Origin of the sequence: Erwinia sp. JH02, from assembly GCF_013074405.1 — a bacterium.
In the GTDB taxonomy this organism is placed as follows: Bacteria; Pseudomonadota; Gammaproteobacteria; order Enterobacterales; family Enterobacteriaceae; genus Erwinia; species Erwinia rhapontici.
The window spans coordinates 537,888-562,061 of sequence record NZ_JABANZ010000002.1 but is presented as its reverse complement, the minus strand read 5'-3'; the positions used below and the strand labels follow the sequence as shown (position 1 = coordinate 562,061).

The following is a 24,174-nucleotide window of genomic DNA, read 5'->3' as shown; positions in this document are numbered from 1 at the left end:
TCAGGTCTTGCCTGGTGGATACCAGTGACACGCCTGGGATCACTTCTATATTTTGTCGCGGTTAAAGGCAACCAGATTGCGTTTTGCAAAACAGAATTTGTGAGCGGTATGGCAGATAGAGATCAGGCCAGCTTGATCAGCACCATGCCCATCAGTAGCAGTGCCACCCCAATCCAGCCTTTGTAATTGAGGCGCTGCCCGAACATTACCCAGCCTGCTGCAATGGTCGCGACCAGCCCGAATCCACCCCATAATGCGTAAGCGACAGACAGCTCAATGCCTTTTACTGCCTGCGACAGCGCACTAAAGGCCGCCAGTACGGCCAGCAGTGACAGCACGCCCCAGACTTTATGCTTAAAACCATTCGACAGTTTAAGGAAGATATTGGCAGCGATTTCCAGCAGGGTCGCTGCGCACAGCCAGACGGCGTGTACCCATTCAAACGCTTGCATGCTGCCTCCTGCTGGTGGTACCTGATTTAATCAGGGCAATACCCGCGACCAGCGTCGCCAGACCGAGCATTTTGGCGGGCGAGATCGACTCATCGAATAACAGCACGCTGAACAGCGTAATAAATAAAATACCGATCCCTTCCCACATGGCATAGGCAACGCCGAGCGCAATTTTTTTAATCGAAACGGAAAGGGCAATATAAGAGAGGGCAATCATGATCAGCATGAGGAAATATCCCAGCTGATTATCGCTGACGCTCGACCACTTCATAAACAGCGTCCCGGTGATCTCAAGAGCGATCGCCAGTGCCAGTAACATCCAGTAAAACATGATTTTTTCCATCAACAAACATAACTACACGCCAGCCCGAAAAGAAGTCAGGCTGCCTGAAACAGCAGGGGATATGTTTTAGGAAAGGGGACTAAAGCGCGTTACGCCAGTGTTGTTCACCGGAAAGGGAATAAGCGGAAGAAAAAAGGGAAGAGCGGTTTTGCCAGGCCTTGCACATATTATCCATAATATTTACAACTTATCCGCGTTGTTGCTTCTCGTCGATGCGGAAAGAAAATTGTCCTCGGTGGTTAATGTTGCTCCTCTTTTACCCGATCATTGAGGGTTATGCTGGTTAATTTGCAATTCTTTACGCTGGTTTTTTACGTTATTTGCAGTCGATTTCACTGCCTTACATGTTGTAAGGCGTGATAACGCTGACTTTAGAAAATGGCGTCTGTTCTTCGGGAGGCGAAATAAAACCGTGAAACGCCAGAATACTGTGAAAAATGCGTCGGGCGTCCTGCTGTAATTCATGGTGGATAATCGCATCCAGCTTACCGTCACTGAGTAGCTGACGGTTTTCACTGTCGAGATCATGGCCAATAAACACCTCAATCGCGCGCCCCGCATCAGCAAAGGCGCGCAGGATCGCGGTGTTGCCTCCGCCTGCGCAGTAGACAGCGCCCAGCGATGGATGCTGTTCCAACTGCTGTGACAGGGCGCTGTAGGTCGGGGAATCAATGCCATACCCTTCACTGATCCGGCGTACTTTCAGCCCCGGTGCCATCGTCGACATCGCGGCACAGAACCCGTCTGCGCGCTCTTCCTCACCCAGAAAATGCGCACTGCCCGTGACCACCGCCACGTCCGGCTGATGCTGCCCCAGCAGGCGGGACATCAACCAGGCGGCGGTTTTACCCGCAGACGAATTGTCCATGCCCACATAGCGAATACGCTGGCTGTCCGGCAGGTCGGTCACCAGTGTGACCACCGGCACGCGCTGTTTAAGCAGCTCTTCAATCACCTGCGTCAGGTCCCGGCTGCTTTCCGCTTTCAGGATGATGCCGTAACTGTCGCTGGCGCAGCGTAGCATCAGCTGGCGGATCTTCTGCGCGCTGATCTCCTCGAAAAGATGCAGTCGCAGGGTGAGACGAAAGGGGGCAAAGCTGCCCAGCTCGGCCAGCAGCGCATCGGTGACCAGCTGGCTGAAGCGGGCGGGAGTATGCATGATGACATCAACGGTAAGGGTTCTGCCGCTGGCCAGATTCATGCGCTGCTGCTGCTCCAGATCGCGGATTGCCTGCGAGATCCTTCGTTCGGTTTGGGCATGAACGGCACCGCGATTGTGAAGGGCGCGGTCTACCGTGGCTTTACTGACGCCCGCCTGGGCGGCGATCTGTTTAATGGAAAATTTCATCATTGAGGTCTTTCTGAGGTTATCCGTTCCGTAGAGAAATAATGTAGCGGTTAAATGAGTTGCAGGAAATCGTTTAATTGTGTAAAAAACCGTGTCAAATCTAACTGATAATCATTTTTATTTGCCTTTAGTTTCTTACCAGGAACCTGCATCCATGAATATCTCTCTGTTTAACCCGCGCGCGCTGGCTTGCGCGTTATCGTTTGCTGTACTTGCGGTGACCACCTCCGTATCGGCAAAAGTCCAGACCCTGACCGATGTCATTGGCCGTGAAGTGAAAGTTGACCTGCCCGCTAAGCGCGTCGTGCTGGGCTTTTACTTTGAAGACTACATGTCCGTGGGGGGCGAAAAAGCCTATGACTCAGTCGTAGGGATTTCCCGTGAAGCCTGGGAAGGCTGGGTGCCAGCGAACTGGAATATGCACGTCGCGCATCGTCCATCGCTGAAAAACATCCCGGATGTGGGTGAAGTGGAAGCACAGAGCTTCTCGGTAGAAAAAGTGCTGAGTCTGAACCCGGATCTGGTCATTCTTGCCGACTGGCAGTTCCAGGCTCTGGGCCAGGATGTTCAGCGCATTGAAAAACAGGGTATCCCGATTGTGGTCGTCGACTACAACGCGCAGACCGTTGAGCGCCATGTGGCCTCCACCCGCGTGCTGGGCACGCTGACCGGGCAGGATGCGCGCGCTAGTGAAATGGCGGCACTGTATGCCGGTGCATTGAAGCAGGTGGCGGATCGTATTGCTGCGGCGGGTAAACCTCAGCCAAAAGTGTATGTTGAGTTCGGCAATAAAGGCCCGGAAGAGTACTCCTTTACCTACGGCAAAAATATGTGGGGCTCAATGGCAACCGCCGCTGGCGGCAATAATATCGCCACGCCGTTCGTGGAGTGGTGGGGCCCGTTGAACCCTGAGCAGGTGCTGGCTTCAAAACCGGATGCGATCTTTATCTCCGGCCGTGAGAACAACAAAAATCCGCATGCGCTGCCGATGGGCCAGGGCGTGGATCTTGCTGAAGCGCGCACGAAGCTGAAAGGCTTTGAACAACGTCGTGGCTGGAACGAGTTACCGGCGGTGAAAAATGGCAAAGTCTTTGGCGTTTATCAGGGCGCATCGCGCACGCTGTCTGACTTCGCGATGGTGCAGTATATGGCGAAGCAGCTTTATCCTGAGCTGTTTAAGGATATCGACCCGCTGGCTAACTATCTGAACTTCTACAAAAAATACCTGCCGGTTACCCCGGAAGGGACGTTTGTGGTGAGTGTAAAAGAGTAAGTTGAAGATATCCCGCAAGGGCGGCCGCTTCTGGGCCGCCCCTTGTTGTGACACAGGACCGCTGAATGAACACTCCCACCGACAACCGTGCAGCCATTGCTGCGCATCGCGCGCGTGAAGGCAAACGCTGGCGCTACGTATTCCTCTTCCTGCTGCTGACCGCTCTCTGTCTGGTGCTGGATATTGCTACCGGCCCGTCGATGCTGGCGCCCTCTGAAGTGATTCGTTCACTGACCGGCATCGGTGAACGTGCGGCCATGACCGATGCTATTGTGCGTGAGTTTCGCCTGCCGATGGCGCTGATGGCGCTGGTGGTGGGGGCCGCGCTGGGGGCGGGCGGGGCACAGATGCAAACCCTGCTGAATAACCCGATGGCCAGCCCTTATACCCTGGGGATGGCGGCGGCGGCAGGCTTTGGCGCGGCGTTAAGCCTGGCCTTTGGCGGCTTTGGGTTGAATCCCATGATTGCTGTGCCGATTGGCGCTTTTATCTTCTCCATGCTGGCGGCACTGTTCCTGTTTATGCTGGCCTCAATGCGTCGGGTGCGTACCGAAACCATCATTTTGGGCGGCATCGCGCTGCTGTTTCTGTTCCAGTCGATGCTGTCGCTGATCCAGTTCCTCTCCTCCCCGGAGTTGTCGCAGCAGATTTTATTCTGGCTGTTTGGCAGCCTGACGAAAGCGACCTGGCCCACGCTGACGCTGACGGCGGCAGTCACGCTGGTGTGCTGCCTGCTGTTGATGGCGGACTCGTGGAAGCTGGCTGCGCTGCGTATGGGGGAAATGCGTGCGCTCAGCCTGGGGGTTAACGTGCGGCAACTGCGGATGAAAGTGCTGGTGATTGTCGCGGTCATGACCGCCACAGCCACCAGTTTTGTCGGTGTTATCGGGTTTATCGGGCTGGTGGCACCGCACATTGCACGCATGATGGTGGGGGAAGATCAGCGATTTTCCCTGCCGATGTCGGTGCTCAGTGGCGCACTGATGCTGTCAGCGGCGTCGGTGCTGTCTAAATCCATCGTGCCCGGTGCGCTGTTCCCGGTCGGGATCGTCACCGCCATTGTCGGCGTGCCTTTCCTGCTATGGCTGATTTTTTCTCCCCGGAGGAGCGCCCTGTGATCCAGCTTGATAATGTCTCTGTTCATCGCCAGGGACGGCCGATTATTGATGCAGTGAGCGCCGGGCTGGAAGCCGGTAAAATCCATGTGATTATCGGCCCGAACGGCACCGGAAAAACGACGCTGTTGAGTGCCATCTTTGGTGAGCTGGCGCTGGCATCCGGGCAGATCGGCTGTGGTGGACATCATCTGGCGGCAGGAAAACAGCCTGGCCGGGTGCTGCATGCCTGGCGTGAGATCTTCGCGTATTTACCGCAGGACAGCAGCGCCGATATTGGCCTGACGGTGCTGGAAGTGGTGGTACTTGGGCGGCTGGGCAAACTCTCGCTGCATATTGATGATGAAACGCTGGAAGCTGCCATGCAGCGCCTGGCGCAGGCCGGAATTGCCCATCTTGCCGGGCGCGACATCGCTTCGTTAAGCGGCGGTCAGCGCCAGATGGTGCTGTTTGCTCAGGTCATGATGCGTGAGCCTCTGGCGATGTTGCTGGATGAGCCGGTCAGCGCACTGGATCTCAAGCATCAGCTGGCGCTGCTCGACCTGGTCCGGCGTGAAACCCGGGCACGGGGTTGGGTGACGGTGATTGTGCTGCACGATCTTAACCTGGCCTGCCAGTATGCGGATAACCTGCTGGTGGTCGCGCAGGGGAAAATTCAGGCTGCCGGGAATCCGCGTGATGTGGTGACCGCCGAACTGATTGCCGCCACGTACGGCGTTGAGGTTGAGATCTTGCGCGATCGCGCAGGCAATCCGGTGATCCAGCCGCTCAGCACGGCGGTGTGATAAATCCTCAGGCAAGGGCTCGGTGATCCTTTCGTGCCGCTGTCTGAGGTATTTTTAAAAAAATTCAGTACCAGCTCGCATTTCAAGGAATGATGGAGGGAAAGATCGCTCCGTCCGGTGTACGCTGCTCCCACAGGAGAATGTGGATTACAGGGCATGTACGAATTTACGTTGATTTTATTGTTACTACAGCAGATGTGTGTGTTTCTGGTCATCGCATGGCTGATGAGTAAAACCCGTCTGTTCATCCCTCTTATGCAGGTTACGGTGCGTCTGCCCCATAAGCTGCTGTGCTATATCACCTTCTCCATTTTCTGCATTATGGGCACCTATTTCGGTCTGCATATTGAAGACTCGATTGCTAACACGCGCGCCATTGGTGCCGTGATGGGCGGCCTGCTAGGCGGCCCGGTGGTCGGCGGTCTTGTGGGGCTGACGGGCGGATTGCATCGCTATTCTCTGGGCGGCATGACGGCGCTCAGTTGCATGATCTCCACGATCGCCGAGGGGCTGCTGGGCGGCCTGATGCACAGTTTTTTGATCAAACGCGGACGCAGTAACAAAGTCTTCAGCCCGCTGACGGCGGGCGTCATTACGTTTGTCGCTGAACTGGTGCAGATGGCGATTATCCTGCTGATTGCCCGACCCTTCCAGGATGCTTTGCATCTGGTGCAGAGCATTGCGGCACCCATGATGGTGACCAATACCGTGGGGGCAGCGATGTTTATGCGCATCCTGCTGGATAAGCGGGCGATGTTTGAGAAGTACACCACGGCGTTTTCGGCCACGGCGCTGAAGGTGGCTGCCTCGACCGAGGGGATATTGCGCCAGGGGTTTAATGAAGAGAACAGCATGAAGGTGGCGCAGGTGCTCTACAAAGAGCTGGATATCGGCGCCGTGGCCATCACTGACCGTGAACGCCTGCTGGCCTTTACCGGCACCGGTGACGATCACCATCTGCCGGGCAAGCCGATCTCCTCCTCCTATACCTGGCGTGCTATCGACAGCGGAGAAGTGGTCTATGCCGACGGTAACGAAGTGCCTTACCGCTGTTCGCTGCACCCCAATTGCAAACTTGGCTCGACGCTGGTGATCCCGCTCAGAGGCGAAAACCAGAAGGTGATCGGCACGATAAAGCTGTATGAACCGCGCAACCGCCTGTTCAGCTCCATCAACCGTACGCTGGGCGAAGGCATCGCGCAGTTGCTGTCTGCGCAGATCCTCGCCGGGCAGTATGAACGTCAGGAAGCGCTGCTGGCCCAGTCCGAAATCAAACTACTGCACGCTCAGGTAAACCCCCATTTTCTGTTTAATGCGTTGAATACGCTGATGGCGGTGATCCGCCATGACAGCGAAAAAGCCGGGCAACTGGTGCAGTATCTCTCCACGTTCTTCAGGAAAAACCTGAAGCGTCCGTCGGAGGTTGTCACGCTTGCGAATGAAATCGAACATGTGAACGCCTACCTGCAAATTGAGCAGGCGCGTTTTCAGTCGCGACTGAGCATCCGGTTGTGGGTGCCGCAGGAGCTGGCTTACTACCAGCTTCCTGCCTTTACCCTGCAACCGATTGTGGAAAATGCAATAAAACACGGCACCTCACAGCTGCCTGGCATCGGTGAAATTACCCTGAAGGCCAGCCGTGACGGGCAGCATCTGGTGCTGGATATTGAAGATAACGCCGGGCTTTATCAGCCCAAAGAGAGCGGTGGTGGGCTGGGGATGAGCCTGGTGGATAAACGTTTGCGCGTGCGATATGGCGACGCTTACGGTATCACCGTCACCTGTGAACCGGATTGTCTCACCCGCATTACACTGCGGTTACCGCTGGAGGAGCCCCTATGATCAGCGTATTGATTGTCGATGATGAACCCCTGGCGCGCGAGAACCTGCGCGTCATGTTACAGAAAGAGCCGGATATCGAAATTGTCGGCGAGTGTGGAAATGCTGTTGAGGCGATCGGCATGGTGCATAAACTGCGCCCTGACGTACTGTTCCTCGATATCCAGATGCCGCGCATCAGCGGCCTGGAAATGGTCAGTATGCTTGACCCGGAGGACCGTCCCTGGATTGTCTTCCTCACCGCCTATGATGAGTTTGCGGTGCAGGCATTTGAAGAACATGCTTTTGACTACCTGTTGAAACCGGTGGAGGTTCCGCGACTGGAGAAAACGCTGATGCGCCTGCGTCAGGATCGCCACGGGCAGGATGTCTCCGTGCTGCCGGATAATCAGCAGGATCTGAAGTTTATTCCCTGCAGCGGTCAGAGCCGTATCTATCTGTTACAGATGCAGGACGTGGTATTTGTCAGTAGCCGCCTGAGCGGGGTGTATGTCACCAGCCAGGAAGGGAAAGAGGGCTTTACCGAGCTGAAGTTACGCACGCTGGAAAATCGCACACCGCTGCTGCGATGCCACCGTCAGTTTCTGGTGAACATGGCGCATCTGAAAGAGATCCGCCTTGAGGATAATGGCCAGGGAGAGCTGTTACTGAGCAGCGGTCACACCGTGCCGGTGAGCCGCCGCTATCTGAAAAGCCTGAAGGAGGCCGTGGGCTTGTAAGCTACGGTTTTAAGCCGGCAAAGGCCGCACGGATTTCCTCTTCCGGTAGCTCAATGCCGATAAATACCAGCGTGCTGGCAGGCTGTTCATCAGCCTGCCACTCGCGATCCCAGTCAGCACTGTACAGTCGCTGTACGCCCTGGAACAGCAGGCGGCACGGCTGATCGGCAATCCACAACATCCCTTTGTAGCGCAGCAGCTTATCGGCAAAACCGGCCAGCAGATCCTCCATCACTTTCGACACCGCCTCCAGTGCCAGCGGGTAGTCCAGCTCCAGCACTATGGAGGAGATGGCATTCTGCTGCTGTGGGATAAATTGAAAACGCGGTTTTGGCGTGACGATCGCCTCTTCCAGCATAAATCCCCGGGTATCAAACAACAGCGCCAGGTCAATATCGCCATGGATCACCGGGTAAATCGGTGCACGCGCATTGATGCGTTGCAAACGCTCCATCAGCTCCGGCGGCGTGCCACTGATATCCGTCTTGGTCAGCAGAATGCGGTCGGCGTAGCCTATTTGCGACTGCGCCAGAGTAAACTGATCCATCTGCTGCCCGGCATGTACGGCATCAACCAGCGCGATCACGCCGTCCAGCAGATAGCGCTCGCACAGGATCTCATGGGAGAAAAAGGTCTGAATAATCGGGCCAGGATCGGCCATGCCGGTGCATTCGATGATTAAGCGATCGAAGGTGATGTCGCCGTTATCCCGGCTGTCCAGCAGGTCGAGCAAGGCGGTTTCCAGCTCCCCGGAACGGGTACAGCAAATACAGCCGTTAGTAAGGGTAGTGATTTGCGTGGCGCGATCGCCAAGTAGCTGATTATCGACGGCGACGGCACCAAACTCATTCTCAATCACCGCAATTTTGTAGTCCTGCTGTTCATGCAGAATATGACGTAACAGCGTGGTTTTTCCCGCGCCGAGAAAACCGGTCAGTACCGTGACAGCAATGGGGGTCATAGGTTATCTACCTTGATAGTCGTCTTGCATCAGCAGCAGCGCATGCCGCCTTTTCCATCTCCGCCATAGCGCGCCTGCTGGCGCTCTCGGAAGAACTCTTTATAGGTCATCACCGGTTTATCCGGGTGATTGGTCTGCATGTGTTCAACGTAGGTATCGTAATCAGGAATGCCGACCAGCATACGCGCCGCCTGGCCGAGGTATTTCTTCGCCGCGCCTAAGTTATCGAACATGATGTATTCCCTGTTGTACAGATCGGAGTAAGGGCGAGGCATGCCTCGCCCGTCTTTTAACAGGGTTAATGGCCGGATGACACCTTAACCCCTTCTTTCGGCACCGGAACGTAAGCGGTTTCCGTATCGGTTGGTTCACTGGACTGGCGTGCGTTCAGCCAGGCTTTAATGCCGTAGAAGATAATACTGTACACCACTATGAGGAACAGAATACTCAGACCCGCGTTAGTGTAGTTGTTGATCACAATATGATTCATATTGCTCACCTGTTGAGCCGTCAGCTCAGCGCCTCCGGCGGCCACTTTGGCTTTGTACTCGCTGGCCATATAGAAGAAACCTTCCATCTGCGGATTGGTGCTGAACAGCTTGAGCGCCAGCGCCCAGGTGGTACAAATCAGCAGCCATACAGCAGGTAGCATCGTCACCCAGATGTATTGCGTACGCTTCATCTTAATCAGCACCACGCTCGCCAGTACCAGCGCCACCGCGGCCAGCATCTGGTTGGAAATACCAAACAGCGGCCACAGGCTTTTCACGCCGCCCAGTGGGTCAACCACGCCCTGATACAGCAGGTAGCCCCACAGCCCGACACAGCCTGCGGTGCCGACAACACCCGCCAGCAGTGAATCGGTTTTCTTCAGGAAAGGCACAAAGTTACCCAACAAATCCTGCAACATAAAGCGGCCGGAACGGGTACCGGCATCCAGCGCGGTCAGGATAAACAGCGCTTCAAACAGGATGCCAAAGTGATACCAGAAGCCCATATCGGCAATCGGCATAATTTTGTCAAACACATGGGCAATCCCGACGGCCAGCGTTGGCGCACCACCTGCACGGTTCAGCACCGACGGCTCACCGATATCTTTCGCGGTTTGCAGGATTTGCTCAGGAGAAATCACAAAGCCCCAGGAGCTGACGGTGGCTGCCGCCTGAGCGGTCACATCCTGCAGCTGCGCCATAATCATTGGCGCGTTGGCACCGCCGAGCTCATGCAGGTTTGGCATGACGATGCCGAGGCCTGCGGGGGGAGTGTTCATCGCGAAGTAGAGACCCGGTTCGATAATCGAGGCCGCGACCAGCGCCATCACCGCAACAAACGACTCCATCAGCATGGCGCCGTAACCGATAAAGCGCGCATCGGTTTCACAGGCCAGCAGTTTCGGCGTGGTGCCGGAAGCGATCAGCGCATGGAAGCCGGAAACGGCACCGCAGGCGATCGTAATAAACAGGAACGGGAACAACGCGCCTTTCCACAGCGGGCCAGTACCATCAATGTACTGTGTCAGCGCCGGCATTTTCAGTTCAGGATTCAGAATGACAATCCCGATGGCCAGGCCAACAATCACCCCAATTTTCAGGAAGGTGGCCAGATAGTCACGCGGGGCCAGAATCAGCCACACGGGCAGCAATGCAGAAATAAAGGCATAGCCAATCAGCGTGAAGGTGATGGTGGTGTCTTTAAAGGTCAGTGCCGGGCCCCAGTACGGATCGTGGGCAATCACGCCACCAAAGTAGATCGACGCTATCAGCAGGATCACGCCAATAACGGAGATTTCCCCGACCCGCCCCGGCCGGATAAAGCGCATATAGATGCCCATAAACAGCGCAATCGGCACCGTTGAGCAGACGGTAAACACGCCCCACGGACTTTCAGCCAGCGCTTTCACTACGATCAGGGCCAGCACCGCAAGGATGATAATCATGATCAGGAAGCAGCCGAACAGCGCAATGGTACCGGGAACCGGGCCCATCTCATTTTTGATCATCTCACCGAGTGAAGCACCGTTACGGCGCTGGGAGATAAACAGCACCATAAAGTCCTGTACCGCCCCGGCCAGCACCACGCCCGCCAGCAGCCACAGCACGCCGGGCAGGTAGCCCATCTGCGCCGCCAGCACCGGACCGACCAGCGGCCCCGCCCCGGCAATCGCCGCGAAGTGGTGCCCAAACAAGACGTTACGGTTGGTTGGCACATAGTTCAGGCCATCGTTATTGATCACCGCAGGCGTCGCGCGGGTCGGGTCGAGTCTCATCACCTTCTGGGCGATGTAGAGGCTGTAATAACGATATGCCACCAGATAGACCGACACGGATGCCACAACGATCCACAGCGCACTGATATGTTCGCCGCGTCTGAGTGCGACCACGGCCAGACAACACGCACCGATGATCCCGAGAATCATCCATGGTATGTGCTTGAATAGCTTGTTTTTATTCATAGGGAGACCTGGATTTATACGAAGTTAGATGGTGTGCAATCGAAAGAGTTTTATACCAGCGATATGGTGGCGAATTTATACAGAAAGCAGGGGGATAATTCGTTGAGTGGCGATATGGGGGATTAAGCGGTAGCTTACCGACGTAAAGCGGTTTCGCCGGTAAACTTAAGGGTGGAAATATGTGACTGGGGTCTCACTGAGGCTGTCTGTTTTTTCAGGGGCCTGGAAACGTCTCGTCGCGGGTTGCATGCGAGACCGACGCTCGTCTCAAATGAATATCATCAGTTATTCTGGCCTGCGATAATCTTGCTCATGTTGATACCCGTGACGCCAAAACCGCTGGTCTCATAGATATGGCGAGCACGAGCATTATCTCCTGCAACGCGCAGTCTAATCTCTTTAAAACCCTTTTCCCGAAGATTATCTTCAAAGGCGCGAAGAGTTTGTTTACCCAGCCCTGTGCCCTGGAAAGAGCTGAAGATATGAAAATCGTAGATAAAAACTGTACGCATAATCGTATCTGGTTTATACCAGAGATAGCCTACATGCATTTCAGTCTTATCTAATCGCGCAACCAGGGACATTAAAACCTGCCCACAGGTATTAACGCCTTCCGCAAGCGCTTCTGTTATTTCCTGCTTTGCTCTCACAAGAGAAGCACTTGGGGATAGTCCATAATTTGCCCCTATCTCGTTGGCATAATCTGGAATAAAATATTCAAGATAAGCAGGGAACTCGTCTTCTGTCATTAAGCGGAAGGTGATCATCTCTTACTCCTTAGTGATGAATACAACTGATAAACAGGACAATATTAACAGCATACCACCCTACCACTCCCTGTTATCTGGAAGACGGCGGCGTCCTGCTTTCGCTCAGTTGTCGGTGCTGTTCCAGTTCATAATCAATAAATGCGCCAATCATTGCGCGGTACACTTTCTCGATAATCTCTTCCGGCAGATGGTGTTCTGCGGCCTGCTGACGCACCTTATCAATCACCTTCTGCACACGATCCGGTGCACGTACGGCATCACTGTCTTTCTTAAATGCCGCGGCGGCTTTTACACATTCTCCCCGTTGGGCAATCAGCGCCACCAGGCGGATGTCGATCTGGTCGATGCTTTTTCTCACATCTTCAATACAGGTAAAGGTCATGGTTGATCTCTTGTACTAGTTTTGTAGATCAAGCTTACCTAAAGTGATGCACATTGACCAGCAGGAAAAGCGGTCAGCCTCGTTAATGTAAATTTCTCTGGTTTGGATCATTTTTATCCTGAATTTGCTCAATATTGCTGATATAACGAAGGCTCAAAAAATTATCTTTTATGAAACTTTTCAATAGCTCAGGGACTTTTCGCTGAATTTGACTTAAAGGAAGGGCGATGAGCGAACACTCAGGAAGAACAGATAATATGGCCTCTGATTATGAACCTCTGGCGTCAATTCTTGCACGCCGTGCGCACCTGCGTGCGTTGTTTGTCAGCCAGCAGTTTGCGGCACTCGATGCATTACTTGAACAGCAATCCCAGCCCTGGCTGAACGGTGTCAGTGAAGCGTACGACTATGAGTGGAGCATCGACATGCTGTTCGACCCGCTCCAGCCGGTGGCTGAGACCCTGGCCGCGCTGGAGGCGTGGGTCGCCCTTCATCCTGATTCCTACCATGCTCATCTGCTACTGGGGTGCTACTGGGAGCGTGCCGCGGGCCGTATCCGTACTCAAAATGGTGGTGATTACGTGACAGACGACCGCTGGATGGGGGCGGAACTGGCGCGTGATTCAGGCATTGCCGCCTATCTGCGCGCGCTACCTTTGCATCCGAAACCCGCGTATGCGCTGTTCCGTATTTTCCGTCTGAGCTGTTATCTGGGTGAGCCGCAGTGGTTATTCGCACTGGCGCTGGGTGAACAGCCCGACAGCTATACGCAGCGCCAGTCTGAGGTCGACCCGGAGGTCTGGGCCGCTGGCATGCAGTGGTTGCGCGAGGAAGGGGGCAGTGAGCTGGCCATTATCCCTCAGGCCCTGCCGGCATGTTTATCGCCGCGCAGTGAAGAGGAGCAACAGAACAGTAAGCTTTACTGGCTGCGGCTGACGCTGGACGCGCGCCCGAATCTGTACACCATCCTCAGTTCCTGGGTGCATTTCCTCTATCCGCGTTGGGGCGGGAGCCATCAGGAAATGTCGGCGTTTATCGACAGTGACTGGTGTCGTGGATTGACCGAAAGTGAACGTAACGGTTTACGCATGACACAGGCCTGGGATTATCTCGGCTATGTGGCGTTAATGCCGGAGGAGGATGATCGGGAGAACATTGCTTTTTGTCTGCGGCAATATGATGCCCTGTTAGCACTCAACCTGACTCCGCGCCAGCATGCCTCTGTGCTGCGCAGTTTTGCCAACTTCCTTTGTCACTACGCGCGCACGGAAGAGGACGGTGAGGTGCACTGGAACAAGCCAGAGATGCAGCAGGCCTACGATGCGCTGGTCAAGGCATGGCAGGTTGATCATCCGGTTGCCGATCCTGGGCTTCATGATGCGTTCAGCTCTTTACTCTCCTGCCTGGATTTTGCGGGTATTGAGGACAGCTTTGGCCTGCGCCCAATGTGGCTGGAGCGCAGTCAGCAGTGGGGCGACTGCCAGTACGAGGTGCTGGTGGCGGGGCTGGCCAGCAAATACGGCTTTTATGGCATCCGTCAGGGGCAGTTTGACCATGAGCGACTGATCCCGCTGGGCCTGGCGCTGGAGTCCGATCTTGATATCGGCCAGGCAGGTGCCAACCTGTTTGAGTCTGTATCCGAAGAGGCGGGGATTTTCCTGACGCAGGCCGCGGCTGACGCCGGTGATGCCTCTGCAATGGCCGGATTATACGACCTCTATTCGGGCCGGATGTCGCGCCGCTATGGCCGCGATGCCACAGCCTGGGAAAATCGCGAGCAGGCTCTGGCGTGGATGGAACGGGCAGCAGAGGCCGGTAACGTGATTTGCCAGTACAACCTGGGGTACGTCATTTCCCGTGAAAACGAGATTGTTAACGCACAGCAGTATCAGCGTGCACGCGATCTGTTTATCGGGGTGATGAATGCCGCTAATGTCGGGCTGGAAGTCTGGCAGCGCGCCACGCGTGAGCTGTCGGGATTGATCCTGTTTAATCAGTACGCCAGCGATGCGGATCGTCGCTTTGCGGTGGAAGAGGTGCTGGCTGCACTGTGGAACGATGAACGCCCTGCCAATCAGGAGTACGCCGCCGCCTATTATGCTCACGCCTTCTTTACCGGTTCTGGCTGCGTTGCAAACCGTTATCTGGCAAAAGTCTGGGTGGATCGCGGTCTGGCCATCAGCCCGCAGGATGAATATTTGCTGGAACGTGCAGGCGAGATTTATCAGCGCGGTGCCCTGTTCGGCGGATTGCGTTCATCAATGGCTTTTCGTCGCGATAAAGCGCGCATGGATGAGCACGGCAGGGCAATGACTTTTGATGCGGGGATGGGGCCAGCTTGAGATAAACCCGACCTCATATGACAGGAATGCCACGCCGTTGGCGCGTGGCATTTTTGAGGTTATTTTTTCTTTTTCTTTATTCTTTTATAACGCCAGGATTTGAAGCCCAGTGATAGTGGAATTACAAGGTTTAAGATTAAAGCAGTAAAAATGATCGTTAATAGGTTTTCCTGTATTATTCGCCATAAAGTGTATCCTTCTGAAATCCCTGATGTATTTAAAAGGATTAATATGCATAATATTGCAGATGAAAACCATGCAAAACACGACCCCAATATATTTATCTCCCGCCTCAAGGTAAAGTCATAATCTAAGTCATTATCTCCCTCAAACTGCTCATCTTGTTTCGCCCGTTCTCTGGCTCTTCTGAATTTTTTTAAATCTTTTTCGCTAAAACCGTTGGCGAGTAAATCCTTTTCTAATTCGGTCATAGTTCCCTCCTTTTATTCAATCATCCTTGTCATTCTCTTATCAGGTCGCGCTGCGGTGAGAGTAGAGGATAAGGCGGTTGAAAGACAGTCCTGGGATAAGAAAATTCATCTGCATCATGAAAAATGGACTATTAACTATTTATTTTTCATTAAGGTTAATCTCCTTCCATCAAAAAAGTGCAGTTTCCATGTGTATCTCGATATTCTGTATCTCTTCCGCGTGACATCGAATAATTAATTTGTTAATAAAATCCTGATGAGATAGTTAATGTACTTCAAGGAGAAGAAGTAATTTATGGATATTTATCTAAACAGAAGAAGTAACGATAACAAGTATTTCTCTGCCATGGGGCAGTCTGCTGCCTCGGATTTATACCGGGTGGCAGAAATCGTTGCCGGGAAACATATACGCGATCACTTTATCCGCGCCCGGTTTCTTGACGAGGTGAAAGCGTTTGCTAACGCTAATCTTCATGAAATCAATAAGTCTAAAAGTGATGCTCAATGCAAAGCCGCCATTAATAATATCAGGGAGGAGAGCAATAACATCAGCACTCAGGGCGATCGACTGACGATGGGGCAGGCAAAGATCTTTCTTACTGTCAGTATGGAGAAGTATAATAAAGAGCTGGGTTATACCATTGATGCTGTGAATCTTGTCGTGGGTACTGTGCAGCTAGCAGGCGGGGTTTCTATAGCAAGGAGTGCAATTAAAACGGCATCTCTGATAGGGAAGATCGCAGGTTCCTACGTTGCCATTAGCGGTGGGAGTTCAGCAACAGAAAGTCTTTATAAATTAAATGGTGATGCTAACCCACCTAGTTTTTTGAAAGATGCCTACGTTGGGGCGGCTAAGTTCATGGGCTTTAATAAGAAGTTAGGTCTGACAGCCTACCACTCGATGGAAATCATCAGTTCCGCCTATGGCGTGTTCAGACTGGGCCTCAAGCCTGGCGCACATAGGTTGTATAGATTTATTCCTGCTGATTTTCGTATTCAGGTTAACCAGATGAGTAGAGCATCGTTAACTCTTGAAATACTGGTTTCTGGTAATAATTTGAGGGTGATTTCTGGCATGAATTTTAATAATAAGTCCACGCCATAGTTAGTTGTAAATTGCCACGTTGTAAAGCGTGGCTTATTATTATTTTATTCTTTTTTTGTACATCCATGATTTTAACCCTAACAGTACGGGGAATACGACGGATGAGCATATAATGACAATGCAGATGATAAAGGCATTTCCTTCTATTATTTTCCATGTTGGATACTCTTTTGATATGCATGTGGCATTCAAGAGAAAAAGCATGGTTAATGTTATATATATGATTAATGAAAAGCTTGAGCCCAGATCTTTGATCACCTCTCTCAACGTCTCATCATAATCTAACGCATTATCACCCTCGACCTGCTCATCTTGTTTCGCCCGTTCTCTGGCCCTTCTGAGTTTTTTCAAATCGTTTTCGCTAAAACCGTTGGCGAGTAAATCCTTTTCTAATTCGGTCATGGTTTCCTCCTTTTATTCAATCATCCTTGTCATTCCCTTATCAGGTCGCGCTGCGGTGAGAGTAGAGGATAAGTCGGTTGAAAGACAGTCCTGGGATAAGAAAATTCATCTGCATCATGAAAAATGGACTATTAACTATTTATTTTTCATTAAGCTTAATCTCCTTCCATCAAAAAAGTGCAGTTACCATGTGTATCTCGATATTCTGTACCTCTTCCGCGTGACATCGAATAATTAATTTGTTAATAAAATCCTGATGAGATAGTTAATGTACTTCAAGGAGAAGAAGTAATTTATGGATATTTATCTAAACAGAAGAAGTAACGATAAAAAGTATTTCGCTGCAATGGGGCAGTCTGCTGCCTCGGATTTATACCGGGTGGCAGAGATCGTTGCCGGGAAACATATACGCGATCACTTTATCCGCGCCCGGTTTCTTGACGAGGTGAAAGCGTTTGCTAACGCTAATCTTCATGAAATCAATAAGTCTAAAAGTGATGCTCAGTGCAAAGCCGCCATTAATAATATCATGGAGGAGAGCAATAACATCAGCACTCAGGGCGACCGGCTGACGATGGGGCAGGCAAAGATATTTCTTACAGTCAGCATGGAGAAGTATAATAAAGAGCTGGGTTATACCATTGATGCTGTGAATCTTGTCATGGGTACTGTGCAGCTAGCCGGCGGGGTTTCTATAGCAAGGAGTGCAATTAAAGCGGGATCCATGGTGGGGAAAATTGCTGGCTCTTACATTATTATAAGCAGTGGGACTTCAATGTTAGAAAATATTTTAAAATTATATGGAAAAGAAGATCCACCAAATTTTTTAAAAGATGCTTATGTAGGTGTTGCTAAATTTATGGGTTTTGACCTGAGGATAGGGCTTACAACTTATCATTCTATGGAGATTGTCAGCTCCGCCTACGGTGTCTTTAAAATGAGCCTCAAAGCAGATGCCTGGCGACTCTATAAATTCATTCCATCTGATTTTTATATTCAGGTTGGCAGGATGAGTAAAGCATCTTTAATGTTGGAAGTGGTTGTTTCAGGTAATAACTTGAGGTTTATTTATGGAATGCATTCAGGTGGTGAGTTGTAATATTTAATAATAATTTCTGAGTTGCCACGATTTTAATGCGTGGCATTTTTATTTATTATTTTTAAATCTTTTTTTGTATAAGCATGATTTTAATCCCAGCATTAATGGATTAGCAATGCTTGAACATAAATAAACAAACACGGTAATGATAAAACTTAGTGTCATCATCTCTAGTGTTGAGTACTCTTCTGATATTCGTGATGTATTAAAAAGAATGAGTATAACTAAAATAGCATATGTAATGCACAAGAAAGTTGAACCCAATACCTTGATCTCCTCTCTCAACGTATCATCATAATCTAACGCATTATCACCCTCGACCTGCTCATCTTGTTTCGCCCGTTCTCTGGCCCTTCTGAGTTTTTTCAAATCGTTTTCGCTAAAACCGTTGGCGAGTAAATCCTTTTCTAATTCGGTCATGGTGGCCTCCTTTTATTCAATCATCCTTGTCATTCCCTTATCAGGTCGCGCTGCGGTGAGAGTAGAGGATACGGCGGTTGAAAGACAGGTTTGGGAAAGAGGAAACCATCAATACCCCTAAAAATGGATAATTAGCGATTTATGGCGAAATAAGCAGAAAGCGATAAAGCAGGGCTGCAACAGCGTGCAGCCCGGGAATATCGGATTACTGGCTGATGGTCTGTTGCAGCGCAGCAATGGATGAGGTAACGCCGGCCTCAACAGACATGGTGAGATCTTCCATCTCCAGCGATACCCAGTCGTTGTAGCCCATCATGCGCACAACGGAGAAGAACTCTTTCCACCACTGCAGATCCTGACCGCAACCAACCGCCACGTAGTTCCATGCACGGTTTGCCACATCTTCTACCGGTTTGGTTTCCAGCAGGCCGTTAATTCCCACCAGACCGCGCTCCAGGCGCACATCTTTACCGTGTACATGGTGGATCGCCGGACCAAGTGCACGTGCCGCGGCAATCGGGTCCGCGCCCATCCACAGCAGGTGGCTTGGGTCGAGGTTCAGGCCCACCGTTGACCCAACGGCATCACGCAGGCGGAACAGTGTTTCCGGGTTCCACACCAGCATGGAACTGAAGTTTTCCAGCGCAAATTTATCTACGCCGCACTCTTTGGCACGGGCAACCAGCCCCTGCCAGTAAGGGATCGCGACCTCGTTCCACTGATAGTCGAGGCAGTTTTTCAGCGTTGGCGGCCAGCTTACGGTATAGGTGATCCAGTTCGGGATGGTGTCATTCGGGCTGGCCGGCGGCAGGCCACTCATCATCACGATTTTCTTCACGCCAAACTCACCAGCCAGCTGTAACGCTTTGTCGGTGTCGCTTTTGTGGCGCTGGCCCAGCTCGCCCGGGTCGAGCGGGTTACCGGACACGTTCAGCGCGGCAATCTGCATGCCACGGCTTTCCAGCGCCTGAAGAACCTGCTGGCGTTTAGCCTTGCTTGCCAGCAGTTCATCTGTACGCAGGTGAGGCGCGCCCGACCAGCCGCCGGTGGTCATCTCCACGCCGTAAACGCCCAGCTCCAGTAATTTATCCAGCATTTGTTCGAAGGGCAGATGGCCCAGGCTGTCGGTACAGAACGATAATTTCATCTTGCTAACCTTACTCGTAATTGACCCAGGTGGAGCCGTTGTCGGCAGAACGTACACAGTTTTCAATCCAGCGAACGCCTTCCAGGCCGGCGTCAATATCGGGATAAATCAGGGTATCCAGCGTCTGCTGGTCACCGCGCTGCTGGGCGCTGATGGCAATGGCAAATTTCAGATAAATATTGGCCCAGGATTCGGCCAGACCTTCGGTGTGCAGCGCGCCCAGACGTTCATCGGCCAGTGCGCTCTCATCCAGGTAAGGCATACCGTGATGCATCATCTGCGTGGGTTTCCCCTGGATTTCATACTTCAGTTCGCCAGGATTATAGTCGTTCCACTCCAGGCTGGCCTGTGAACCAATCACGCGAATAAACTGGCTGTCCATGGAACCTGCATTAATTGATGATGCCCACATACGGCCTACTGCGCCGCCTTCGTAATGCATCAGCACCATCGCGTTATCTTCCAGCGGGGCGCGGGACGGGATAAAGCTCTGACGGTCACACAGCAAAGACTTGATGTGCAGATCTGGCAGCACCAGCTGTGAGATATAGAAGGTATGAGTAGAGATATCGCCCAGCACGAAGGTTGGCCCGGCAATTTTCGGGTCAACGCGCCACTTCTGGGCTTCGCTGAACTTGTCGGCGCTATCATTGGCGCTGAAGCCGTGCGTGTATTGCAACTCCACCATGCGTACGTCGCCGATGTCACCGTTGGCGATCATCGCGCGCATCTGCATCAGCAGCGGGTGGCCGGAGAAGCCGTAGGTGACACCCACGATCAGCCCTTTGGCCGCCGCCAGCGCTTTGATTTCACGCGCTTCGGTTGTGGTGAAGAACAGCGGCTTCTCGCAAATTACATGGATACCCGCATTCAGCGCCGCTTTGGTGATTTCATAGTGGGTGCCGTTCGGCGTAGCGATGGTAACGACTTCGATACCGTCATCACGCTTCGCTTCTTCCGCCAGCAACTGCTGGTAGCCGTCGTAGCAACGCTCTGCGGCCACGCCGAGGTTAACGCCGAAATCCCGGCCGCGTGCGGCATCGATATCGAATGCGCAGGCCACCAGCTGATAGGCGGTGTTGTCGCGCAGCGCACCGCTACGGTGTTTATAACCGACCTGGCTCAGGCGGCCGCCGCCAATCATTGCCCAGCGAAGTGGGCGGGGGATTTTTCTTTCACCATTTAACATTTTCGACTCCTGAGTTGTTGTGTGCACCCGGGTGCAAAATAGGGCGTAATCGTGTTCGTTTCAAACTGAGAAAAGCGGTGATGCAACTGCTTGTCATGTGCTGCACTCTTCAAGATGGCGAATATTAAGTCAATCGACATCATGCAAAACTCACAAGGTTGATCACAAAATTTCAACAAAATGCACCCGGGTGCATCTGTTTTTTTATTCGCCCACAGAGTGGGTGCCTTCGGCTTACTTCTTATTTTTCTCGGTGAAGCTCAGGTAGTTTTCTTTGGTGACAACCTCATAAGGGATCCAGTTGTAGGTCTCGGTTTTCTGTTTTTCTACCAGTGACTTAACCACTTTTACAGCCCCGATAGCCTGGCCTTTGGCATCCTGGAAGACGGTGACAGCCATTTCGCCATTTTTAATAAATTGCAGACCATCCGGCGTGCCATCAATGCCTGCTACAACGATGTTGGATTTCTTCGCCTGATTGATTGCCATGATTGCACCAATCGCCATTTCGTCATTGTTGGCAGCGATGCCGTCAATCGGCGCACCGTTGAGCAACCAGCTGGACGTCACATCCACCGCTTCGTTACGCTGCCATTTCGCGCTCTGTCTTTCGATCACTTTCATCTCTTTATGCTGTGCGATCACTTCTTCCACCGCTTTGGTACGCTCGCGTGCCTCTTCGTTGGAGAGTGCGCCCATCAGAATGGCGATATTGCCCTTGTAATTCATTTTCTTCGCCATCGCTTCCATTTGCAGCCTGCCGCTCAGGGCCGAGTCCGAACCGACATAGGCCTGGCCCGCACCGAGTTTGACTTCCGGTTTACGGTTAACGAACACCAGCGGGATGTTGGCGCGCTTCGCTGCCTGCATCATTGGCAGAACGCCCTGGGTATCCACCGGATTGAGGATAATGGCGTCCACGCCCTGGTTGATAAAATCGTCAACCTGCTGAATCTGCAATGCAACGTCGCCTTTGGCATCAGAAAACTGGCTGTCCATCTCAAGATTTTTCAGCTCGCCGATCATCTGCGTGCGTAGAATGGAGACAAAATTTAAATCGAAGTTAGCCAACGCCACGCCGACCTTCACGGTCTTTGCCTGTGCGCCGAATGCCAGCAGGGCACTGAACATTACCAGTAATACTTTGAATATTTTCATTGGGTTATTCCGTAGGTTGAGGTTTTATCGTTATAGAAATATTTTTATGCAACCGGGTGCAAAAAAGGACCGTTATCTGCCACGATGTGAAGGTGGCTTCCCGGTGCGTCTGAGGAATGTCGGCTACGCCTAAAATTTAGTCAATCCCCGAAAGATCAAATCATCGGTTTCCGTCACAAAAAAATAACACCTTGCACCCGATTGCAAAAATAATTGCAATCGGGTGCAGAGATCGAACATAATCGCAACATTAGTAGGGGAACTCCTAAGACGACAGCGCCAGGGTACAGATATCGCGGCGGACAGTTTATTTTCACCGGCGTTTAGCGTTCAATGCAGGGTTACCAGACTCCAGAACGCAGGTGTTATGACTAAGAATGTAAAAATGCGCCATAAAACCACCGCCAACGATGTGGCAAAACGGGCGGGAGTATCTAAGTGGACGGTATCCCGCACCTTTACGCCGGGAGCATCGGTTTCCGATCGGGCGCGTGAGAAGGTAGAAGCCGCGGCGAAAGAGCTGGGTTATCGGCCCAATCTGCTGGCGCGCAGCCTGTCGAAGAAAAGAACGCAGATTATCGGTGTGGTGATTGATGAGTTAAAAAATCCGCACTCCATGATGATGCTGGATGTGGTCACCCGGCAGCTTCAGGCCCGCAGTAATATGGCGCTGGTGCTGAATATTACCCCTGGGGAGAACTACCGCTCGGTGCTGTCGATGGCCGATCAGCTCCAGGTGGACGGTATTTTGTTTCTCGGCACCATCCTGACGGAAGAGCTGATTGCCATTGCGCATGATATGCACCATATCCCGCTGGTGCAGGTGTGCCGTAATAACGACACCGACGAGATCGACGTGGTCAACATTGATGGCTTTCGCGCCGGGGAGGAGATTGCCCAACTGTTGCTGACGCAGGGTTACCAGCGTTTTGGTTATATGAAGGGGCCGGATACCGAAGGCCATCATTTGCTCAGGATGGAAGGTTATCAGCATCGGTTACAGCAGAACGGTTTTGCCATTGAACAGGTGCTGAATGCCGGGCATTACGACCGTCAAAACGGTTACCGGGCAATGAACGACTATTTGCAATCAGGTACGGATGTCGTCGATGCGATTTTTTGCGAAAACGACATCCTGGCATTGGGTGCCATGCAGGCGTTAAAACACTATGGCCGACAGGGGCAGATCGGCATCGTCGGGTTTGATGATATCGATGATGCTGCCTCCGATGACTGGATGCTGACCAGTTGGAGTCAGGGGATTGAAGGGCTGATTAATGAAGCGCTCAACCGCCTGATCGATGACGTCAGCACAGCGGAAGGTGACTGGTGCTGGGGCGAAATACGCGTCCGGCAGTCGCATCTGAAACGCGAGCCATCATTCTGAAGTCAGTGATTCAGATGCATGAGGGCAACCCATGCCTCTGAAGTTTGAAATATAAAGGGTAACATGGGGTGTGGTTATTTCCGCTGTACACACCCCGCTAAAAATAAAAACGGATAATTCCGGAGATAAGTCACACTCTCTTTCAATCATGACGACTCAAACAGGCTGAATATTATGCCTGGGGGCCTGCGTCGATTTAATTACCTCTGGTTTATGAAAAATAATGGCAAAGATATTCTGCCATTTTGTGCGAGAGCTTTAATTATCTCGCAGGGATAACGACGTCTTAAATTCATCAAGGAAATACACATGAACCGCAGAGAAGCGATATTTTCGCTGAGTTCGATCGTGGCGGCGCTGGCCGTGACGCCGAAGTTACGGGCGGAAGAGATGAAGGGGGTCCCGCTCGATACAAAGATGAGCACCGACCATCTGCCTCAGCCTGCCTGGCAGAAGGGGTATCGGGTCCTGACCAATGAAACCGATCGACAAAACCTGGCTGCGCTGTTCGATCGTCTGATCCCCGCTGACAGTTTCGGCCCCTCAGCCAGTGAATCAGGTTGTATCGAGTTCATTGATGCAGAGCTGGCTGGGGATTACGGCTCCGGCGCCGCGCTCTATCTGGATGGACCGTTACAGCCGGAAAACGAAGAAAAACTGATGGGCAGCCCGCAGTTTCTTACCTCACCGCGCGAACGTTATCTCACCGGGTTGAAAGCATTAGAAGCCTGGGCGCAGAGCCAGCACCGGGGATCCTTCCATTCACTGAACGCCGATCAGATTGATATTTTCCTGACGAAAATGGAAAAAGGGGAAATTAACCTTGGCAGTGATATCAACAGCCAGGCGTTATTTGAACTGATGCTGCAAAACGTACGTGAAGGCTATCTGGCCGATCCTATCTATGGTGGTAATAAAAATATGTCCGGCTGGAAAATGATTGGTTTTCCAGGCGCAAGATATGACTACCGCCCTTATGTTGACCGCCACAATGAAGATCTGCAGCTGATTCCGGTTAGCCTGATTCCAAACGATTAAAAATAGCTGGAGCAAAG

24 protein-coding genes are annotated in these 24,174 nt (G+C 52.3%); 10 read left to right on the top strand and 14 right to left on the bottom strand.

Features of this window, described 5'->3' with window-relative positions; all coding sequences use genetic code 11:
• Positions 1 to 122 precede the first annotated feature (122 nt).
• The 3 genes from mdtI to HHI26_RS07305 form a co-directional block, all read right to left on the bottom strand.
• Positions 123 to 452, bottom strand: a complete 330-nt coding sequence (gene mdtI / locus HHI26_RS07315) for a multidrug/spermidine efflux SMR transporter subunit MdtI (RefSeq protein WP_133843596.1) — start codon at positions 450 to 452, stop codon at positions 123 to 125.
• Positions 439 to 783 carry a multidrug/spermidine efflux SMR transporter subunit MdtJ gene (gene mdtJ, locus HHI26_RS07310; RefSeq protein ID WP_133843594.1) on the bottom strand — a complete coding sequence of 115 codons (345 nt, stop codon included), beginning with the start codon at positions 781 to 783 and terminating at the stop codon, positions 439 to 441. The genes mdtI and mdtJ overlap by 14 nt, the downstream gene beginning before the upstream one ends.
• Before the next feature lie 352 nt (positions 784 to 1,135).
• Positions 1,136 to 2,146, bottom strand: a complete 1,011-nt coding sequence (locus tag HHI26_RS07305) for a LacI family DNA-binding transcriptional regulator (protein ID WP_342345408.1) — start codon at positions 2,144 to 2,146, stop codon at positions 1,136 to 1,138.
• A gap of 151 nt (positions 2,147 to 2,297) precedes the next feature.
• Between HHI26_RS07305 and HHI26_RS07300 the strand changes: the two genes are divergently transcribed.
• The 5 genes from HHI26_RS07300 to btsR all read left to right on the top strand — a co-directional run bounded on the left by HHI26_RS07300 (position 2,298) and on the right by btsR (position 7,874).
• Positions 2,298 to 3,416, top strand: coding sequence for an ABC transporter substrate-binding protein (locus HHI26_RS07300; protein WP_171148850.1), 1,119 nt, complete (start codon positions 2,298 to 2,300; stop codon positions 3,414 to 3,416).
• Positions 3,417 to 3,481: 65 nt separating this feature from the next.
• Positions 3,482 to 4,534 (top strand): iron ABC transporter permease, encoded by a 1,053-nt coding sequence (locus HHI26_RS07295; RefSeq protein ID WP_133843590.1) that lies wholly within the window; start codon positions 3,482 to 3,484, stop codon positions 4,532 to 4,534.
• Positions 4,531 to 5,316, top strand: a complete 786-nt coding sequence (locus HHI26_RS07290; protein ID WP_133843588.1) for an ABC transporter ATP-binding protein — start codon at positions 4,531 to 4,533, stop codon at positions 5,314 to 5,316. Before HHI26_RS07295 ends, HHI26_RS07290 begins: the two co-directional genes overlap by 4 nt.
• A 156-nt stretch (positions 5,317 to 5,472) precedes the next feature.
• Complete coding sequence (locus tag HHI26_RS07285; RefSeq protein WP_133843586.1) at positions 5,473 to 7,158, top strand: sensor histidine kinase; 1,686 nt, start codon at positions 5,473 to 5,475, stop codon at positions 7,156 to 7,158.
• A complete protein-coding gene (gene btsR / locus HHI26_RS07280; RefSeq protein WP_133843584.1) occupies positions 7,155 to 7,874 on the top strand; it encodes a two-component system response regulator BtsR in 720 nt (239 codons plus the stop codon). Before HHI26_RS07285 ends, btsR begins: the two co-directional genes overlap by 4 nt.
• A 1-nt stretch (position 7,875) precedes the next feature.
• On the opposite strand, the gene yjiA is transcribed toward btsR, so the two are convergent.
• From yjiA to HHI26_RS07255, 5 genes are all read right to left on the bottom strand, one after another.
• Positions 7,876 to 8,835: a GTPase gene (gene yjiA, locus HHI26_RS07275; protein ID WP_167864012.1), complete on the bottom strand. Its 960-nt coding sequence runs from the start codon at positions 8,833 to 8,835 to the stop codon at positions 7,876 to 7,878.
• Between the two features lie 29 nt (positions 8,836 to 8,864).
• The gene (locus tag HHI26_RS07270) at positions 8,865 to 9,068 is read right to left on the bottom strand and encodes a YbdD/YjiX family protein (RefSeq protein ID WP_133843580.1); all 204 of its coding nucleotides are present in this window, start codon (positions 9,066 to 9,068) and stop codon (positions 8,865 to 8,867) included.
• A 65-nt stretch (positions 9,069 to 9,133) separates the two neighbouring features.
• The gene (locus HHI26_RS07265; RefSeq protein ID WP_133843578.1) at positions 9,134 to 11,287 is read right to left on the bottom strand and encodes a carbon starvation CstA family protein; all 2,154 of its coding nucleotides are present in this window, start codon (positions 11,285 to 11,287) and stop codon (positions 9,134 to 9,136) included.
• A gap of 281 nt (positions 11,288 to 11,568) precedes the next feature.
• Positions 11,569 to 12,054 (bottom strand): GNAT family N-acetyltransferase, encoded by a 486-nt coding sequence (locus HHI26_RS07260; protein ID WP_167864014.1) that lies wholly within the window; start codon positions 12,052 to 12,054, stop codon positions 11,569 to 11,571.
• A 73-nt stretch (positions 12,055 to 12,127) separates the two neighbouring features.
• On the bottom strand, positions 12,128 to 12,439 hold the full coding sequence (locus HHI26_RS07255) for a chorismate mutase (RefSeq protein ID WP_133843574.1): 312 nt from the start codon (positions 12,437 to 12,439) through the stop codon (positions 12,128 to 12,130).
• A gap of 227 nt (positions 12,440 to 12,666) precedes the next feature.
• Here HHI26_RS07255 and HHI26_RS07250 point away from each other — a divergent pair, with 227 nt between their 5' ends.
• Entirely contained in the window at positions 12,667 to 14,781 is a 2,115-nt protein-coding gene (locus HHI26_RS07250) for a DUF4034 domain-containing protein (RefSeq protein ID WP_241008235.1), read from the top strand.
• Positions 14,782 to 14,840: 59 nt separating this feature from the next.
• On the opposite strand, the gene HHI26_RS07245 is transcribed toward HHI26_RS07250, so the two are convergent.
• Positions 14,841 to 15,212: a hypothetical protein gene (locus HHI26_RS07245; RefSeq protein WP_171148849.1), complete on the bottom strand. Its 372-nt coding sequence runs from the start codon at positions 15,210 to 15,212 to the stop codon at positions 14,841 to 14,843.
• Positions 15,213 to 15,507: 295 nt separating this feature from the next.
• Between HHI26_RS07245 and HHI26_RS07240 the strand changes: the two genes are divergently transcribed.
• Positions 15,508 to 16,317, top strand: coding sequence for a DUF4225 domain-containing protein (locus tag HHI26_RS07240; protein WP_133843572.1), 810 nt, complete (start codon positions 15,508 to 15,510; stop codon positions 16,315 to 16,317).
• 39 nt (positions 16,318 to 16,356) lie between these two features.
• Here the strand turns inward: HHI26_RS07240 and HHI26_RS07235 are convergent, their stop codons facing one another.
• Entirely contained in the window at positions 16,357 to 16,719 is a 363-nt protein-coding gene (locus HHI26_RS07235) for a hypothetical protein (RefSeq protein WP_171148848.1), read from the bottom strand.
• Between the two features lie 295 nt (positions 16,720 to 17,014).
• Here HHI26_RS07235 and HHI26_RS07230 point away from each other — a divergent pair, with 295 nt between their 5' ends.
• Entirely contained in the window at positions 17,015 to 17,818 is an 804-nt protein-coding gene (locus HHI26_RS07230) for a DUF4225 domain-containing protein (RefSeq protein WP_171148847.1), read from the top strand.
• A gap of 48 nt (positions 17,819 to 17,866) precedes the next feature.
• On the opposite strand, the gene HHI26_RS07225 is transcribed toward HHI26_RS07230, so the two are convergent.
• From HHI26_RS07225 to HHI26_RS07210, 4 genes are all read right to left on the bottom strand, one after another.
• The gene (locus HHI26_RS07225; RefSeq protein ID WP_159338615.1) at positions 17,867 to 18,238 is read right to left on the bottom strand and encodes a hypothetical protein; all 372 of its coding nucleotides are present in this window, start codon (positions 18,236 to 18,238) and stop codon (positions 17,867 to 17,869) included.
• A 205-nt stretch (positions 18,239 to 18,443) separates the two neighbouring features.
• Positions 18,444 to 19,385 carry a sugar phosphate isomerase/epimerase gene (locus tag HHI26_RS07220; protein WP_171148846.1) on the bottom strand — a complete coding sequence of 314 codons (942 nt, stop codon included), beginning with the start codon at positions 19,383 to 19,385 and terminating at the stop codon, positions 18,444 to 18,446.
• Positions 19,386 to 19,395: 10 nt separating this feature from the next.
• Positions 19,396 to 20,574, bottom strand: coding sequence for a Gfo/Idh/MocA family oxidoreductase (locus HHI26_RS07215; protein WP_171148845.1), 1,179 nt, complete (start codon positions 20,572 to 20,574; stop codon positions 19,396 to 19,398).
• A 234-nt stretch (positions 20,575 to 20,808) separates the two neighbouring features.
• Positions 20,809 to 21,732 (bottom strand): substrate-binding domain-containing protein, encoded by a 924-nt coding sequence (locus HHI26_RS07210; RefSeq protein ID WP_133843564.1) that lies wholly within the window; start codon positions 21,730 to 21,732, stop codon positions 20,809 to 20,811.
• 367 nt (positions 21,733 to 22,099) lie between these two features.
• Between HHI26_RS07210 and HHI26_RS07205 the strand changes: the two genes are divergently transcribed.
• Positions 22,100 to 23,119, top strand: a complete 1,020-nt coding sequence (locus tag HHI26_RS07205; RefSeq protein WP_171148844.1) for a LacI family DNA-binding transcriptional regulator — start codon at positions 22,100 to 22,102, stop codon at positions 23,117 to 23,119.
• A gap of 309 nt (positions 23,120 to 23,428) precedes the next feature.
• A complete protein-coding gene (locus HHI26_RS07200; RefSeq protein WP_171148843.1) occupies positions 23,429 to 24,157 on the top strand; it encodes a gluconate 2-dehydrogenase subunit 3 family protein in 729 nt (242 codons plus the stop codon).
• Positions 24,158 to 24,174: the final 17 nt, after the last annotated feature.

Bases quoted from the DNA above. Each gene is read 5' to 3' on its own strand.
- mdtI (WP_133843596.1), bottom strand. From the start codon at position 452: ATGCAAGCGTTTGAATGGGTACACGCCGTCTGGCTGTGCGCAGCGACC.
- mdtJ (WP_133843594.1), bottom strand. From the start codon at position 783: ATGTTTTACTGGATGTTACTGGCACTGGCGATCGCTCTTGAGATCACC.
- HHI26_RS07305 (WP_342345408.1), bottom strand. From the start codon at position 2,146: ATGATGAAATTTTCCATTAAACAGATCGCCGCCCAGGCGGGCGTCAGT.
- HHI26_RS07300 (WP_171148850.1), top strand. From the start codon at position 2,298: ATGAATATCTCTCTGTTTAACCCGCGCGCGCTGGCTTGCGCGTTATCG.
- HHI26_RS07295 (WP_133843590.1), top strand. From the start codon at position 3,482: ATGAACACTCCCACCGACAACCGTGCAGCCATTGCTGCGCATCGCGCG.
- HHI26_RS07285 (WP_133843586.1), top strand. From the start codon at position 5,473: ATGTACGAATTTACGTTGATTTTATTGTTACTACAGCAGATGTGTGTG.
- btsR (WP_133843584.1), top strand. From the start codon at position 7,155: ATGATCAGCGTATTGATTGTCGATGATGAACCCCTGGCGCGCGAGAAC.
- yjiA (WP_167864012.1), bottom strand. From the start codon at position 8,835: ATGACCCCCATTGCTGTCACGGTACTGACCGGTTTTCTCGGCGCGGGA.
- HHI26_RS07270 (WP_133843580.1), bottom strand. From the start codon at position 9,068: ATGTTCGATAACTTAGGCGCGGCGAAGAAATACCTCGGCCAGGCGGCG.
- HHI26_RS07265 (WP_133843578.1), bottom strand. From the start codon at position 11,287: ATGAATAAAAACAAGCTATTCAAGCACATACCATGGATGATTCTCGGG.
- HHI26_RS07260 (WP_167864014.1), bottom strand. From the start codon at position 12,054: ATGATCACCTTCCGCTTAATGACAGAAGACGAGTTCCCTGCTTATCTT.
- HHI26_RS07255 (WP_133843574.1), bottom strand. From the start codon at position 12,439: ATGACCTTTACCTGTATTGAAGATGTGAGAAAAAGCATCGACCAGATC.
- HHI26_RS07250 (WP_241008235.1), top strand. From the start codon at position 12,667: ATGAGCGAACACTCAGGAAGAACAGATAATATGGCCTCTGATTATGAA.
- HHI26_RS07245 (WP_171148849.1), bottom strand. From the start codon at position 15,212: ATGACCGAATTAGAAAAGGATTTACTCGCCAACGGTTTTAGCGAAAAA.
- HHI26_RS07240 (WP_133843572.1), top strand. From the start codon at position 15,508: ATGGATATTTATCTAAACAGAAGAAGTAACGATAACAAGTATTTCTCT.
- HHI26_RS07235 (WP_171148848.1), bottom strand. From the start codon at position 16,719: ATGACCGAATTAGAAAAGGATTTACTCGCCAACGGTTTTAGCGAAAAC.
- HHI26_RS07230 (WP_171148847.1), top strand. From the start codon at position 17,015: ATGGATATTTATCTAAACAGAAGAAGTAACGATAAAAAGTATTTCGCT.
- HHI26_RS07225 (WP_159338615.1), bottom strand. From the start codon at position 18,238: ATGACCGAATTAGAAAAGGATTTACTCGCCAACGGTTTTAGCGAAAAC.
- HHI26_RS07220 (WP_171148846.1), bottom strand. From the start codon at position 19,385: ATGAAATTATCGTTCTGTACCGACAGCCTGGGCCATCTGCCCTTCGAA.
- HHI26_RS07215 (WP_171148845.1), bottom strand. From the start codon at position 20,574: ATGTTAAATGGTGAAAGAAAAATCCCCCGCCCACTTCGCTGGGCAATG.
- HHI26_RS07210 (WP_133843564.1), bottom strand. From the start codon at position 21,732: ATGAAAATATTCAAAGTATTACTGGTAATGTTCAGTGCCCTGCTGGCA.
- HHI26_RS07205 (WP_171148844.1), top strand. From the start codon at position 22,100: ATGACTAAGAATGTAAAAATGCGCCATAAAACCACCGCCAACGATGTG.
- HHI26_RS07200 (WP_171148843.1), top strand. From the start codon at position 23,429: ATGAACCGCAGAGAAGCGATATTTTCGCTGAGTTCGATCGTGGCGGCG.